The sequence below is a fragment of the Psychromarinibacter halotolerans genome, from assembly GCF_029168315.1.
GTDB lineage: Bacteria > Pseudomonadota > Alphaproteobacteria > Rhodobacterales > Rhodobacteraceae > Psychromarinibacter > Psychromarinibacter halotolerans.
This window is the reverse complement of record NZ_JARGYD010000011.1, coordinates 70,190-83,154: the sequence shown is the minus strand read 5'-3', so window position 1 is coordinate 83,154 and position 12,965 is coordinate 70,190. Positions and strand designations below refer to the sequence as shown.

Here is a 12,965-nt window from a genome sequence, read left to right as displayed (position 1 = left end):
CTGCCGGGCGCCATGGCCCGGGGTCTCAGTCGAAAACCTTGCCGGGGTTCAGGATGTTCTCCGGGTCCAGGCAGGTCTTGATCCGGCGCATCAGCGCCATCTCGTCCGGGCCGCGCGTGTGGCCCAGGTACGGTTTCTTCAGCGTGCCGATGCCATGTTCGGCCGAAACGGTGCCGCCGAACCCACGGACGATGCCGTAGACGATGCGGCTGACGTCGGGCAGGGGCTGCGGCGAGGCGCCGGGCACCCATGCCACGATGTGCAGGTTGCCGTCTCCGACGTGGCCGTAGTGCACCGACTGGCAGCCCAGCTCTGTCAGCAGCGCGGCTTTTGACTGTTGCGCGAACTCGTCCATCCGCTTGACCGGCAGGCCCACATCGAACGAGATATGCGGCCCGATCACCGCCGGGTTGGCGAATTCGGCCGCGGCGTCGCGCGTGGCCCAGAAGGCCGCCATGTCGCCAAGGCTTTGCGCCACCGCCCCGTCGGTCACGGCGCCAGAGGCGAACACGCCTTCCAGCCATGTCTCGAACCGGGGCGTGTCGATGTCGGCGTCCAGCCCCTGCATCTCGACCAGCACGACATGGGTGCCGTCGCCGATCTGCACCGGCGCGCGGGCGCCCGGGACGCATTCGGTCGCCTGATGCCAATAGTCGCCCCACATCACCTCGAACGCCGACAGCATCGGGCCAAGGCTGCGGCGCGCCGTGCGCAGCAGTTCCAGAACCTTGTCGTAGCCGTCGACCACGCACAGCGCTGCACTGACGCAACCGGGTTTCGGGTGCATCCGCAGCACGGCGCGGGTGATGACGCCCAGCGTGCCCTCGGACCCGAGGAACAGCTGTTTCAGGTCATATCCGGCGTTGTTTTTCAGCATGGTGTTCAGCATCGGCAGCACGGTGCCGTCGGCCAGCACGACCTCGACCCCAAGCACCAGATCGCGCGCCATGCCGTAGCGGATCACGCGGTTGCCGCCCGCGTTGGTCGACAGGTTGCCGCCGATAGCGCAGGACCCGCGCGCCCCAAGATCCAGAGAGAAGAACATCCCGGCGTCGTCCGCCGCTTTCTGCACGGTCTCCAAAGGGGTGCCCGCAAGCACGGTCATGGTCATGCCGTCGGGGTCGATCTTTTCGATCCCGGACATGCGTTCCATCGACAGGGCGATGCCGCCGTCCAGCGGACGCGAGCCGCCGCACAGGCCGGTCAGGCCGCCCTGCGGTGTCACCGGGATGCCCGACGCATGGCAGGCGGCCATCAGCTTCGAGACGTCTTCCGTGGATGTGGGGCGGGCAACGGCCAACGGGTCCGACGGCGGCAGGAAGCTCCAGTCGGTGCGGTTGCGCTCGGGGATGTCAGATCCGCCAAGCAGCCGCATATCCGGAAACTGGGCCTGCATCGCGTCCAGGCGGTCCGAAACCGTCGTCATTTACCGTGTCCTCCCCCGTGTTGTATGTTACATACATCACTATGCACTTACATACAACACGCCGGAAATACCTGCAACGCAGCGGTTTTCCAGTTACTCCTGTTCAAACGCGCCTTTCAGCGGATCGCGATTCGCGGTGGGGCGTGGCGGCAGGCGGCGGCGCGCGAGGGAAGGGGCCAAGGATCGGATGAAGGGCACAGCGGGCAAGATCCCGTCACCGCGCTCGTTGACAGAGCTGGTGACAGAGCGTTTGCGCGGCGACATCGTGGACGGCGTTTTCGCCTTCGGGGAAAACGTGTCCGAGGACCGTCTGGCGGCAGCCTACGGTGTCAGCCGGACGCCGGTGCGCGACGCCTTGTCCGCGCTGCAGTTTCAGGGCCTGGTCGAGGTACGCCCGAAGCGCGGCAGTTTCGTCTTCGACCCCACCGCCGACGACATCGCCGAACTTTGTGCTTACCGCGAGATGCTGGAGCGCGAGGCGATCCGTATGTCGGTCGCGGGGTCGCGCGGGGCGCTGTGCGATCAACTGGACGGGATCGTGGCAAGGATGGAAGCGGAACTGGCGCGCAAGGACTTTCAGGCCTACGCCCATTCCGACACCGATTTTCACCGCGCGTTCTTCGCGTTCTGCGGCAACCGGCTGGTCACGTCCGCTTTCGACATGGCCGAGGCGCGGATCGCCACGGTGCGCACCGCGCTGACCTCTCCCTATGTCGAGCGGCGCGATGCCAGCTTTTTCGAGCATTGCCAGATCGTCGACAACCTGCGGCAGGGCGACATCGACACCGCGCTGGCGCTGCTGGCCGACCACATCGACCGCACCCGTGTGGTGGCGGTGGCCCGGGTGTCCTGACAGCCGCACGCCCGACGCCCCCACGACCAGCCTTAATCTATATCGTGGCTTTTCAGTCTTTGCCCGGAGACCCGGTGGCCTGGTATTTCCGCATTTGCGCCGAATTGCATTTATAGACTGCCGGAACATTTGAAGACATGCGGCGGTGTTTTCCGCTATCATCGGCTGTGCAAGGCAAGATGACACCGCTTTGAAGCGGGAAGGTGTAGAGGTGAGCACGAAGCGCAGGGAACTCTACGGCACCCCTGACCAGAAACTTGCAAGGTCCACGCGGACCTTCGCCGGTCCATTTTGGCCGCGTGTCCGTTTGGTGCGTCTTCTGCAATTTTGGTCGGAGACCCCGGGATGACGACGCCCGCAGAGCAGATCGCGGCACTGCCGCTGCGCTATAGCGGCAAGGGCGAGCTTCAGGTGCTGATGGTCACCTCGCGCGAGACGGGGCGCTGGGTGATGCCGAAGGGCTGGACGATGGACGGCAAGAAGCCGTGGGCCGCCGCAGAGATCGAGGCGCTGGAAGAAGCCGGGGCCAAGGGCCGTATCTCGCGCCGGGCGATCGGGGACTATCACTATGACAAGGTGCTGGACGACGGCAGCACGGTGCTGTGCCGGGTCCGGGTCTATCCGATGATCGTGCAGAAGCTAAAGCGCGACTGGAAAGAACGGAAGCAACGCAAGCGCCGCTGGTTCTCGGCCCGGTCGGCGGCGAAATCGGTGCACGAGCCGGAACTGTCGGAACTGCTGCGCCGGATCGACCGGAAGCCCAAGAAAGACCCGGCGCTGCGCGAGTTGCTGAAAGCGGCGTGACGGTGCAGCCCGTGGTCTGAAACTCACGGACTGCCAAGACCTTTCACGAGATCAGCGCAAGCCCGCGGGGGCGAAAGCCGATGGCAACGCTGGTGCCGGCGGGCAGGGGTGTTTCGCCTTCGGAGTCCAGCACGAACAGCGGGCCGCTGGCGGTCTCGATCTCGTACTCGACGTGGTCGCCGAGATAGGCCGAGGACAGCACGCGGCCCGGAAAGGGCGCGTCCGACTGGGGCGTCACGGTGATCGCGTTGGCCCGCGCGGCGACTTTCGACGGGCCGGGGCGGGCGGCGCGCGCAGGGACAGTGACCGTGATGCCGCTGATGGACACGTCGGCCTCGGTGCCGTTGACCGACAGGACCTCTGCCGCCATCACGTTCGCTTCGCCGATGAAATCCGCGATGAACTCGGAGGCGGGCGCATCGTACAGTTCGCGCGGAGAGCCGGACTGTTCGATCCGGCCGTCTTTCATCACGACGATCCGGTCCGAGACGGCAAGCGCCTCTTCCTGATCGTGCGTCACGTAGACGGCGGTGAACCCCAGCCGCTGCTGCAGGTCGCGGATCTCGGTCCGCACCCGGCGCCGCAGGCGGGCGTCAAGGTTCGACAGCGGTTCGTCCAGCAACAGCACCTGCGGTTCCAGCACCAGCGCGCGCGCGACCGCGACCCGCTGCTGCTGACCGCCCGACAGCTCGGACGGCAGGCGCCGCCCCAGCCCGGCAAGGCCGACAAGCTCTAGCCCGTTCTCGGCTGCCGCGTGGGCTTCGGCCCGCTTCATGCCGCCGGATTCCAGACCGTAGGCGACGTTGTCGGCCACGCTCATGTGCGGGAACAGGGCATAGCTTTGGAACACCATCGACACGTCGCGGCGGTTGGCGGGCAGGCGGGTCACGTCCTCTCCACCGATCAGGATGCGCCCCTGCGTCGGGCTTTCCAGCCCCGCCAGCATCCGCAGCGTGGTGGTCTTGCCGCAACCCGAAGGCCCCAGCAGCGTGACCAGCTGACCGGGCTCGATGTCCAGCGTCAGGTCGGGGATGGCGGTGAAGCCGCCAAAGTCCTTGCGGACGTTCTCGAAGCGGACGGCGCCGCGTTTGGGACGGGTCAAGCGGGGACCTCCTGCGGTTTGGCAGCGGGTGTGTCAGGGGTTGCGGGGCGCTGCAGGCGGCGGTCGCCCACCAGCAGCTGGAAGGTGCCGATCACGGTGATCATCACCACGATCAGCGCCGAGGAATAGGCGATCGCAACGCCGTATTCGCCGTTCTCGACAAGGCCGACGATATAGGCCGTGGCCATGTTGTACTTGGCGCTGACAAGGAAGATCACCGCCGAGATCGACGTGATCGCCCGCACGAAGCTGTAGACCAGCGCCGCAAGGATCGCGGGGCGCAGCAGCGGCAGGACAACGCGGCGCATGGTGCGGGCCGAGTTGGCGCCCAGCGTCAGCGACGCCTCGTCCAGCGAGCCGTCGATCTGCGCCATCGCCGCCACCCCGCCGCGCACGCCCACGGGCATGTTGCGGAATACGAAGCAGAAGATCAGGATCAGCGCGGTGCCGGTCATCTGCAGCGGCGGCAGGTTGAACGCCATGATGTAGCTGATGCCGATGACCGTGCCGGGGATGGCGAAGGACATCATCAGCGCGAATTCGAACGCCGCCTTGCCGGGGAAGGTCTGCCGCACGATCAGCCATGCGGTCAACAGACCCACGGCGGCGGTCAGCGGCGCGGCGATCAGGGCGATCTTCATGGTGGTCCAGAAGCTGTCCCACGCAACGCCGGCCCAGACGATGCCGCCATCCCACGAGATGCCGAAGGCGCGGACGTAGTGGTCGAAGGTCAGCGAGTGATCCAGCCCCCAAAGCTTCACGAAGCCGCCGAACAGGATCATCCCGTAGACCGCGATGGTGAACAGGCTCCAGAACACCACGATCGAGGTGACGGGCCATGCCACCCGGCGCGGCAGCAGCGCATGGCGGCCGCCGTCGCCCTTGCCGGACACGGTGGCGAAGTTCCGGCCCGACAGCCACAGCCGCTGGGCCAAGAAGGCCGACAGGGTGAAGCACAGCAACACCGTCGCCAGCACCGCCGCGCGGGACGGATCGTGCTGGGCGCCGACGACGGAAAAGAAAATCTCGGTCGACAGCACGCCGCCCGAGCCGCCAAGGACCAGCGGGTTGCCGAAGTCTGCCATCGACTCGATGAAGCCGATCAGGAACGAGTTCGCCAGCCCCGGCGCCATCAGCGGCAGCGACACCTTGCGGAAGGTGCGCCAGCGGTCGGCGCGCAGGGTCTGGCTGGCTTCCTCCATCGAGGGGGAGACGCCGCCGACGACGCCGATCAGGACAAGGAACGAGATCGGGGTGAAGGACAGCATCTGCGCGATCCAGATGCCGGTCAGGCCGTACAGCCAGCGGCCCAGTTCCAGCCCGGTGATTGCTTCGATCCACTGGGTGACGAAGCCGGCGCGGCCCAGCATCATCGTCAGCGCAAGGCCGACCACGAATGGCGGTGTGATGATCGGCAGCACCGTCAGCAGGCGCAGGCCCTTCTTGGCGGGAAATCCGGTGCGGGTGGCGACCAGCGCGAAGGCGAGACCCAGAAGCGTGGTGCCGGTCGCCGTGCAGCAGGCAAGGAAGAACGTGCGCCACGCAACGCCGCAACTGCCCGATCCGGTCAGGCAGGACAGCGACCAGATCTTGGGGTCGGGGAGGTTCTTCAGCACGCCGGCGGCGGTGAAGGACCCGTCATAGTCCTGAAACGCGCCGGTGAACATCGACACGATCGGGTAGAACACGAAGGTCGCGACCAGCAACAGAAGCATCGCGATCATGCCCGCGACGAAGGCGTCGCCCTTCAGCGCGCCGCGTTCGGTGAAGCCGAAGGCGATCAGCAGGGTAAAGACCGTGGCCAGCCCGACCGCCCCCGCGCCGAAGGCGGGTTGGCCGTTGATGTCGCCGAACGTGGCTTCCAGCAGGCCCCAGTTCCATCCCCGCATCCCGATCGACAGGCCCTCGGCCAGCATCCACGCCAGCCCGGCGACCCCGATCAGGATCAGCCCGCGCCCACGTCGGTCGCCGGGCCGCGCCCGCAGCCGCAACAGCACCGCAAGCGCGACAAGCGCAAGCACCGGAAGCACCTGCCAGCGGCCCGCGAAGGGCACCGCAAGGCCGGGCCACAGGTCGTCGTTGCCGAAAATGTCCGCGACCCACTCGAAGCCGAAAAAGCCGGAACGGACCCGGTACCAAGGCACCAGCAGCAGGCAGGCCAGCGCAAGGCCAAGCAGGTAATCGAGACGGTGATTGTCGCGTATCATCGGAAGGGGTCCGTTGGGGGGCAGGCGGATGTCATCGGGCGGCGTGGTGTCGGACGTGCGTTCTCGGCCAATGGCGCGGCGAAAGGCGGTGCCGACACAAGAAAAGGCCGGGGCGCGCTTTGGGTGCGCCCCGGCCCGTCGACGTTACTTGCCGCCGATCTCTTCGTCCCAGCGGGCCAGCAGGCCGGCACGGCGTTCGCTGTCGCCGTACTGCGCGAAGTCGTAGTCGATCAGCTTGATGTCATCGAGGTTCGGCGCCGCCTCGGGCGGGGTGGCCGACGCGTTCGACGGGATCTGGAACGATCCGGCCTCGGGCATCATGCTTTGCACGTCCGCGCCCAGAACCCAGTCGTAGAACGTCTTCGCCTCGGTCTCGTTCTGTGCGCCTTCGATCAGCGACATCGACCCGATCTCATAGCCGGTGCCCTCGCAGGGGGCGACTACCTCGACCGGGAAGCCTTCCTCGGCCTGCGCCACGGCGTCGTGCATGAAGACGATGCCAAGGCCGGTTTCACCGCGCGCGGCGGCTTTCACCGGGGCAGAGCCCGACTTGGTGTACTGCGACACGTTCGCGTCCATGTCCGCGAGGAAGGCGAAGGCTTCGTCTTCGCCCATCAGCTGCACCAGCGTGGCGAGCGTGGTGTAGGCGGTGCCCGACGAGTTCGGGTCGGCGATCTGGATCTCGCCGGCCAGCGAGGGATCCAGCAGGTCGGCCCAGCACGTCGGCGGGGTGATGCCCTTGGATTCGAAGATCTCGGTGTTGTAGCCCCAGCCAAGCGCGCCGGAATAGACGCCGACCGTCCGGTAGCCCGACAGTTCCGCCTGCCGCGTGGCCCACTCGTGCAGTTCTTCCAGCATCGGCGACTGGTATTCCATCGTCAGCCCGTCAGACGCCGCCTGAAGATGCGGGTCGCCGGTGCCGCCCCACCACAGATCGGTCTGAGGATTGCGGCCCTCGGCCCGGATCTTGGCATAGGCCTCGCCCGAGGACAGGCGCACCATGTTCACGTCAATGTCGTGGCCGGCTTCGAACTGCTCGACCAGCAGTTCGCAGATCACCACGTCGGCGGAACAGATAAGGTTCAGTTCCTGCGCGTGGGCGGCGCCTGCGGTCAGCAGCGCGGCTGCCCCGGCGAGGGTCAGTTTCAATGGTTTCATAATTTCCTCCCTTGCTGTCGAATGCCGGACTTGAGCCCGTGAACAGCTGTGCAATACTTTTCATCCGGATTCGCAGGTTGTCAAACATTTGTTACAAATCTGTTGGAATGTGCGTAATCTGTACGGGGCGTGCCATGTGCGCAGGTGCTCAACAAGGGCGAGGGAATTGATGGTCTTGGGACGTGGAGGCGTCAGCGCCAAGGATGTCGCGAAGGCGGCCGGTGTCAGCCGGGCGGCCGTGTCGCGCGCGTTCACGCCGGGCGCCAGCATCTCTGCCGAGACCCGCAAAAAGGTCATGAAGGCCGCCGACACGCTGGGGTATCAGGTCAACCATCTGGCGCGCGGGTTGATCCGGTCCGAGACCGGGATCGTCGCGCTGATCGCGGCGGAATTGGCAACGCCCTACAGGTCTGCGCTGTTGGCGGCGCTGTCCGAGCGGCTGCAGGAAGCCGGCAAGGTGGCGATGCTGATCAACTCGGACCGCTCCGATGACAGTGTCGAACGGGCGCTGCGGCAGGCGATCAGCTATCGCACCGATGCGGCGGTGGTGCTGTCCGGGATGCCGAAGACCGAATTGACCGAGACCTGTCTGAAGAACGGAATGCGGTTGGTTCTGATCAACCGCGACGAATACCGAGAAGGGTCGTACCTGATCCGCCTTGATGACCGCGCGGCGGGGCGCACCGCCTTCGCGACGCTGGCCGCCGCCGGGTGCAGGCGTCTTGCGCTGGCGACGTCGCAGGCCGGCACGCCCAGCCTATCCGCCCGCCGTGATGGGTTCCGCGATGCCGCTGCTGCCGCCGGGGTGGAGATCGTCGAAGAGGCGACCGGCCCCACCAGCTATGAGACCGGGCTGTCCATCGGCACCCGCCTTATGTCGCAGACGGATCGACCGGACGGGGTGTTCTGCACCACCGACCTTCTGGCGCTTGGCGTGATGGACGCCGCGCGCCACCGCTTCGGTGTCCGCATCCCCGAGGATCTGTCCGTGATCGGCTTCGACGATGTGCCGCAGGCGTCTTGGGAAAGCTATGACCTGACGACCTTTTCGCAGCCGGTGGGCGAGATCGCGGATGCCTGCGTCGATTGGCTGACCGGAGATGCGATGTCTGGCGATCCGCTGCAAACCTCGATCCCGGTGCAGTTGGCGTGGCGCGGCAGCGTGCGGAAGAACCAGCCCTTCTGACGCGGCTTGCGCAGGGGCGGGATGTCCGTCACTAATGACGCTTTGACGTCATTCATGGGGAAGTCATGGCCAAGCGCGCCACCGTCGCAGATGTCGCCAAAGCGGCCGGGGTCAGCGTCACCACCGTGGACCGCGCCCTGAACGGGCGGATGCGGGTCCGCGAAGAGACGCTGCGCAAGATCGCCGAAGCGGCGCATCGCGTGGGCTATCATGGCCGGGGGCTGATCGCGCATCGTCTGAACGTCTCGCTGCCGCATGTCACGCTGGGCGTGGTGCTGGTGAAGGGCGGTCAGGCGTTCTACCGCAACTTCGCGCAGGAACTGGAACAGGCGATGACAGCCCGGCCCGACATTCGCGGAGCGGTGCGCATCAGCTATGTCGCGTCCCAATCGCCGGACGATTTCGCCGCCGCGATCCAGTCGCTGGGGAAAGAGGTGGACGCGCTGGCCTGCGTGGCGATCAACCACCAGAAGCTGACCGCCGCGGTGCAGGACCTGAAGGATCGGGGCGTGCCGGTCTTTGCGCTGCTGAATGACATGGCACAGGGTGTGCGGACGGCCTACCTTGGGCTTAACAACATGAAAGTAGGGCGGAATGCCGCATGGATGCTGACCCGCGTCGCGGCTGGACCGGGGAAGCTGGCGGTGTTCGTCGGCGGAAACCGTTGGCACGGCCACGATCTGCGCGAGGTAGGATTCCGATCCTATGTACGGGGCGAGGCGCCGCAGTTCTCGGTCCTTGATACCTTGGTGAACCTAGAGACCCGCAAGGTCACGTACGAGGCCACGCTGGAGCTATTGCGCCGTCACGAGGATCTGTCGGGCATCTACGTCGCGGGCGGCGGGATGGAAGGGGCCATCGCCGCGCTACGCGAAATGCGGCCCCCGGGCAAGGTCAGCCTTGTGGTGAACGAACTGACCCTCGACAGCCGCGCGGCATTGGCAGATGGCTATGTCCAGATGGTTATCTCGACCCCGCTTGCCGACTTGTCACGCGCGTTGGTGGGGGCCGTGGTCGACAGTTTCGACGGTGGATCGGGCGAGGGGGCGGGCCAGCTGTTCCTTGAGCCCCGGATCATTTTGCCGGAGATGCTGTGATGACGTGAATACGTCATTAAGGCGCGCTGGAATGCGTCATCAATGACGTGAAATCCCCGGCCGATGATTGACGGAACGCGCCCCCGTTGCGCAGGTTTCGCCCGTACCGCGCCGCACAAGGCGGCGAGTCGGGCCGCGTCGGATTGTCCGCGACGGCCCTCGGTTCCGGGAGGAAACATGAACGTCAGGTTTGCCATTCTTGGCGCAGGCCGTATCGGCCAGGTGCACGCGCGCGCCATCGCTTCGATCCCCACGGCGGATCTTGTCGCCGTCGCCGAGTCCTCGGCCGAGGCGGCGAAGGCGGTGCAGGACCGTTATGGCTGCGAGATCCGCACCATCGACCAGATCGCGGCGTCCGATGATATCGACGCGGTGGTCATCTGCACGCCGACCGACACCCACGCGGACCTGATCGAGACCTTCGCCCGCGCGGGCAAGGCGATCTTCTGCGAAAAGCCCATCGACCTGAGCGTCGACCGGGTGAAGCAGGCGCTAGCCACGGTCGAGGCGCTGAACGCCCGGCTGATGATCGGCTTCAATCGCCGCTTCGACCCCGACTTCATGGCGCTGAAGGCGGCGATCGACGACGGCCGCATCGGCGAAGTCGAGATGGTGACCATCACATCGCGCGACCCCGGCGCCCCGCCGCCCGCCTATATCAAGGTTTCCGGCGGCATCTTCCGGGACATGACGATCCACGATTTCGACATGGCGCGCTGGCTGCTGGGTGAGCCGGTGGTGTCCGTGCAGGCCGCCGCCAGTGTCCTGACGGACCCGGCGATTGCCGATCTGGGGGACTATGACAGCGTCAACGTCATCCTGACGACGGGCAGCGGCAAACAGTGCACCATCACCAACACCCGCCGCGCCACATATGGCTACGACCAGCGGATCGAGGTGCTGGGATCGCGCGGTGCGGTGTCTGCCGAAAACCACCGCGAAGCCAACGTCGAGATCGCGACCGCCGACGGCTATCTTCGTCCGCCGCTGCTGAACTTCTTCATGACGCGCTACACCGCGGCTTACGCCAATGAAATCGCGGCCTTCGTCGACGCCGTTGCCACCGACGGGCCGATGCCCGCCACGGGCGAGGATGGGCTGAAGGCGCTGGAACTGGCCGAGGCCGCCTTGGACAGCGTGCGCACCGGGAAGGTTGTCGCGCTGGATTAGGCGCGGCGGGCAGGGCTTTGGAAAAACAGGATAACATGACCATGACCAAGACGCTTGACGTTATCACCATCGGCCGTGCGGGTGTGGATCTGTACGGCGACCAGATCGGCGGGCGGCTGGAGGACATGGGCTCGTTCTCGAAGTACATCGGCGGGTCTCCGACGAACATCGCCTGCGGGACGGCGCGGCTGGGGCTGAAGTCGGCTTTGCTGAGCCGGGTCGGCGACGAACACATGGGCCGGTTCATCCTTGAACAGCTGGCCCGCGAGGGCGTGGTGACCGAGGGGGTGGTGACCGATCCAGAGCGGCTGACCGCGCTGGTGATCCTTGGCATCCGAGATCAGGAACAGTTCCCGCTGATATTCTACCGCGAGAACTGCGCCGACATGGGCCTGTGCGAGGATGACGTGCACGAGGCTTTCATCGCCTCGGCGCGGGCGGTGGTGCCCACGGGCACGCATCTTAGCCATCCGCGCACGCGGGCGGCGGTGCTGAAGGCGCTGGAACTGGCGCGCAAGCACGGGGCGCGCACGGCGCTGGACATCGACTATCGCCCGAACCTGTGGGGCGTGCTGGGACATGGCGATGGCGAAAGCCGGTTCGCCGAAAGCGCCGAGGTCACGTCGAGCCTGCAGGAAACGCTGCATCTGTTCGACCTGATCGTCGGCACCGAGGAAGAATTCCACATCGCGGGCGGGTCGACCGACACGCTGACGGCGCTGCGCGCGGTTCGGGCGGTGTCGGACGCGGTGCTGGTGTGCAAGCGCGGGCCGATGGGCGCGGTGGCGTTCGAGGGTGCGATCCCCGACAGCCTTGAAGCAGGTCAGACCGGACCGGGCTTTCCGATCGAAGTGTTCAATGTGCTGGGCGCGGGCGATGGCTTCATGTCCGGGCTGCTGAAGGGTTGGCTGGACGGCGAGGACTGGCCGGTCGCGCTGAAATACGCGAACGCCTGCGGCGCCTTCGCGGTCAGCCGCCACGGCTGCACGCCGGCCTATCCATCGTGGGAAGAGTTGCAATTCTTTTTCCGTCGCGGCGTCGTTCGGCCCGACCTGCGCAACGATGCTGAACTGGAGCAGGTCCACTGGGCGACCAATCGCAAAGGCGACTGGTCCAGCCTGAAGACCTTTGCCTTCGACCACCGGGCGCAGCTTGAGGAGATGGATGGCTATACGCCCGAAAAAGGCAGCGCGTTCAAAGAGCTGTGCCTTGAAGCTGCGATAAAGGTTCAGGGCGGCAACGGCGGTTTCGGCATCCTGTGCGACAACCGCATCGGTCGCGCCGCGCTGCACCGGGCAAGTGGGTCCGGCCTGTGGATCGGGCGGCCTGCCGAGCTTCCCGGCTCGCGCCCCATCGGGTTCGAGCCGGACCTGGGCCCGGACCTTGGACGCTTGCGGGAATGGGCGCGCGAGAACGTGGTGAAGCTTTTGGTCTTCTGCCACCCCGACGACGATGCCGCGACGCGCGCGCTGCAGGAAGATCGGGTCCGGCGCCTGTTCACCGCCGCACGCCGCAACGGGCTGGAGTTCTTGCTGGAAGTGATCCCGTCGAAGGTGGGCCCGGTGGACGACACCACGACGGCGGTGCTGATCCAGCAGTTCTATGACGCGGGCGTGTATCCCGACTGGTGGAAGCTGGAACCGTTCCGCACCGCCGCCGCGTGGGAGGCCGCCGTCGCCGCGATCGAGCGCAACGACCCGCGCACACGCGGGATCGTGGTTCTGGGGCTGGACGCGCCAGAGGCAGAGCTTGCCGAAAGCTTCGCGCTGGCGGCCCGGCAGCCCTTGGTGAAGGGGTTCGCCGTCGGGCGCACGATCTTCGGGGACGCGGCGCGGGCGTGGATGACAGGTGCGATGTCCGATGCCGACGCGGTGGCGCTTATGGCGGCGCGTTATGCGAAGCTGTGCGAAACGTGGGACGCGGCGCGGGCACAGGCCCGGCAGGCGGCGGCGTGAAACGGTC

Annotated in this window: 10 protein-coding genes; 6 read left to right on the top strand and 4 right to left on the bottom strand. The window is 66.4% G+C overall.

Annotated elements, in window-relative coordinates; genetic code table 11:
- Positions 1-25: 25 nt before the first annotated feature.
- On the bottom strand, positions 26-1,426 hold the full coding sequence (locus P1K30_RS20960) for an FAD-binding oxidoreductase (RefSeq protein ID WP_275634739.1): 1,401 nt from the start codon (positions 1,424-1,426) through the stop codon (positions 26-28).
- Between the two features lie 187 nt (positions 1,427-1,613).
- On the opposite strand from P1K30_RS20960, the gene P1K30_RS20955 reads away from it, so the two are divergent.
- Together P1K30_RS20955 and P1K30_RS20950 are read left to right on the top strand one after the other, a co-directional pair.
- Positions 1,614-2,279 carry a GntR family transcriptional regulator gene (locus P1K30_RS20955; RefSeq protein ID WP_275634738.1) on the top strand — a complete coding sequence of 222 codons (666 nt, stop codon included), beginning with the start codon at positions 1,614-1,616 and terminating at the stop codon, positions 2,277-2,279.
- A gap of 345 nt (positions 2,280-2,624) precedes the next feature.
- The gene (locus tag P1K30_RS20950; protein WP_275634737.1) at positions 2,625-3,083 is read left to right on the top strand and encodes an NUDIX hydrolase; all 459 of its coding nucleotides are present in this window, start codon (positions 2,625-2,627) and stop codon (positions 3,081-3,083) included.
- 43 nt (positions 3,084-3,126) lie between these two features.
- Here the strand turns inward: P1K30_RS20950 and P1K30_RS20945 are convergent, their stop codons facing one another.
- The 3 genes from P1K30_RS20945 to P1K30_RS20935 all read right to left on the bottom strand — a co-directional run bounded on the left by P1K30_RS20945 (position 3,127) and on the right by P1K30_RS20935 (position 7,550).
- Positions 3,127-4,185 (bottom strand): ABC transporter ATP-binding protein, encoded by a 1,059-nt coding sequence (locus P1K30_RS20945; RefSeq protein ID WP_275634736.1) that lies wholly within the window; start codon positions 4,183-4,185, stop codon positions 3,127-3,129.
- Entirely contained in the window at positions 4,182-6,392 is a 2,211-nt protein-coding gene (locus P1K30_RS20940) for an ABC transporter permease (protein ID WP_275634735.1), read from the bottom strand. Before P1K30_RS20940 ends, P1K30_RS20945 begins: the two co-directional genes overlap by 4 nt.
- 144 nt (positions 6,393-6,536) lie before the next feature.
- The gene (locus P1K30_RS20935) at positions 6,537-7,550 is read right to left on the bottom strand and encodes an ABC transporter substrate-binding protein (RefSeq protein WP_275634734.1); all 1,014 of its coding nucleotides are present in this window, start codon (positions 7,548-7,550) and stop codon (positions 6,537-6,539) included.
- Positions 7,551-7,719: 169 nt separating this feature from the next.
- Between P1K30_RS20935 and P1K30_RS20930 the strand changes: the two genes are divergently transcribed.
- From P1K30_RS20930 to P1K30_RS20915, 4 genes are all read left to right on the top strand, one after another.
- Positions 7,720-8,736: a LacI family DNA-binding transcriptional regulator gene (locus P1K30_RS20930; RefSeq protein WP_275634733.1), complete on the top strand. Its 1,017-nt coding sequence runs from the start codon at positions 7,720-7,722 to the stop codon at positions 8,734-8,736.
- Between the two features lie 65 nt (positions 8,737-8,801).
- Positions 8,802-9,833 carry a LacI family DNA-binding transcriptional regulator gene (locus P1K30_RS20925; RefSeq protein ID WP_275634732.1) on the top strand — a complete coding sequence of 344 codons (1,032 nt, stop codon included), beginning with the start codon at positions 8,802-8,804 and terminating at the stop codon, positions 9,831-9,833.
- Between the two features lie 177 nt (positions 9,834-10,010).
- Positions 10,011-11,003, top strand: coding sequence for an inositol 2-dehydrogenase (gene iolG, locus P1K30_RS20920; protein WP_275634731.1), 993 nt, complete (start codon positions 10,011-10,013; stop codon positions 11,001-11,003).
- Between the two features lie 41 nt (positions 11,004-11,044).
- A complete protein-coding gene (locus P1K30_RS20915) occupies positions 11,045-12,958 on the top strand; it encodes a bifunctional 5-dehydro-2-deoxygluconokinase/5-dehydro-2-deoxyphosphogluconate aldolase (protein ID WP_275634730.1) in 1,914 nt (637 codons plus the stop codon).
- The last annotated feature ends 7 nt before the right edge of the window (positions 12,959-12,965 follow it).

What these genes read in the sequence shown, in the direction of transcription:
- P1K30_RS20925 (WP_275634732.1), top strand. Translation starts at nt 8,802, where the DNA reads ATGGCCAAGCGCGCCACCGTCGCAGATGTCGCCAAAGCGGCCGGGGTC.
- iolG (WP_275634731.1), top strand. Translation starts at nt 10,011, where the DNA reads ATGAACGTCAGGTTTGCCATTCTTGGCGCAGGCCGTATCGGCCAGGTG.
- P1K30_RS20935 (WP_275634734.1), bottom strand. Translation starts at nt 7,550, where the DNA reads ATGAAACCATTGAAACTGACCCTCGCCGGGGCAGCCGCGCTGCTGACC.
- P1K30_RS20940 (WP_275634735.1), bottom strand. Translation starts at nt 6,392, where the DNA reads ATGATACGCGACAATCACCGTCTCGATTACCTGCTTGGCCTTGCGCTG.
- P1K30_RS20955 (WP_275634738.1), top strand. Translation starts at nt 1,614, where the DNA reads ATGAAGGGCACAGCGGGCAAGATCCCGTCACCGCGCTCGTTGACAGAG.
- P1K30_RS20930 (WP_275634733.1), top strand. Translation starts at nt 7,720, where the DNA reads ATGGTCTTGGGACGTGGAGGCGTCAGCGCCAAGGATGTCGCGAAGGCG.
- P1K30_RS20915 (WP_275634730.1), top strand. Translation starts at nt 11,045, where the DNA reads ATGACCAAGACGCTTGACGTTATCACCATCGGCCGTGCGGGTGTGGAT.
- P1K30_RS20950 (WP_275634737.1), top strand. Translation starts at nt 2,625, where the DNA reads ATGACGACGCCCGCAGAGCAGATCGCGGCACTGCCGCTGCGCTATAGC.
- P1K30_RS20960 (WP_275634739.1), bottom strand. Translation starts at nt 1,426, where the DNA reads ATGACGACGGTTTCGGACCGCCTGGACGCGATGCAGGCCCAGTTTCCG.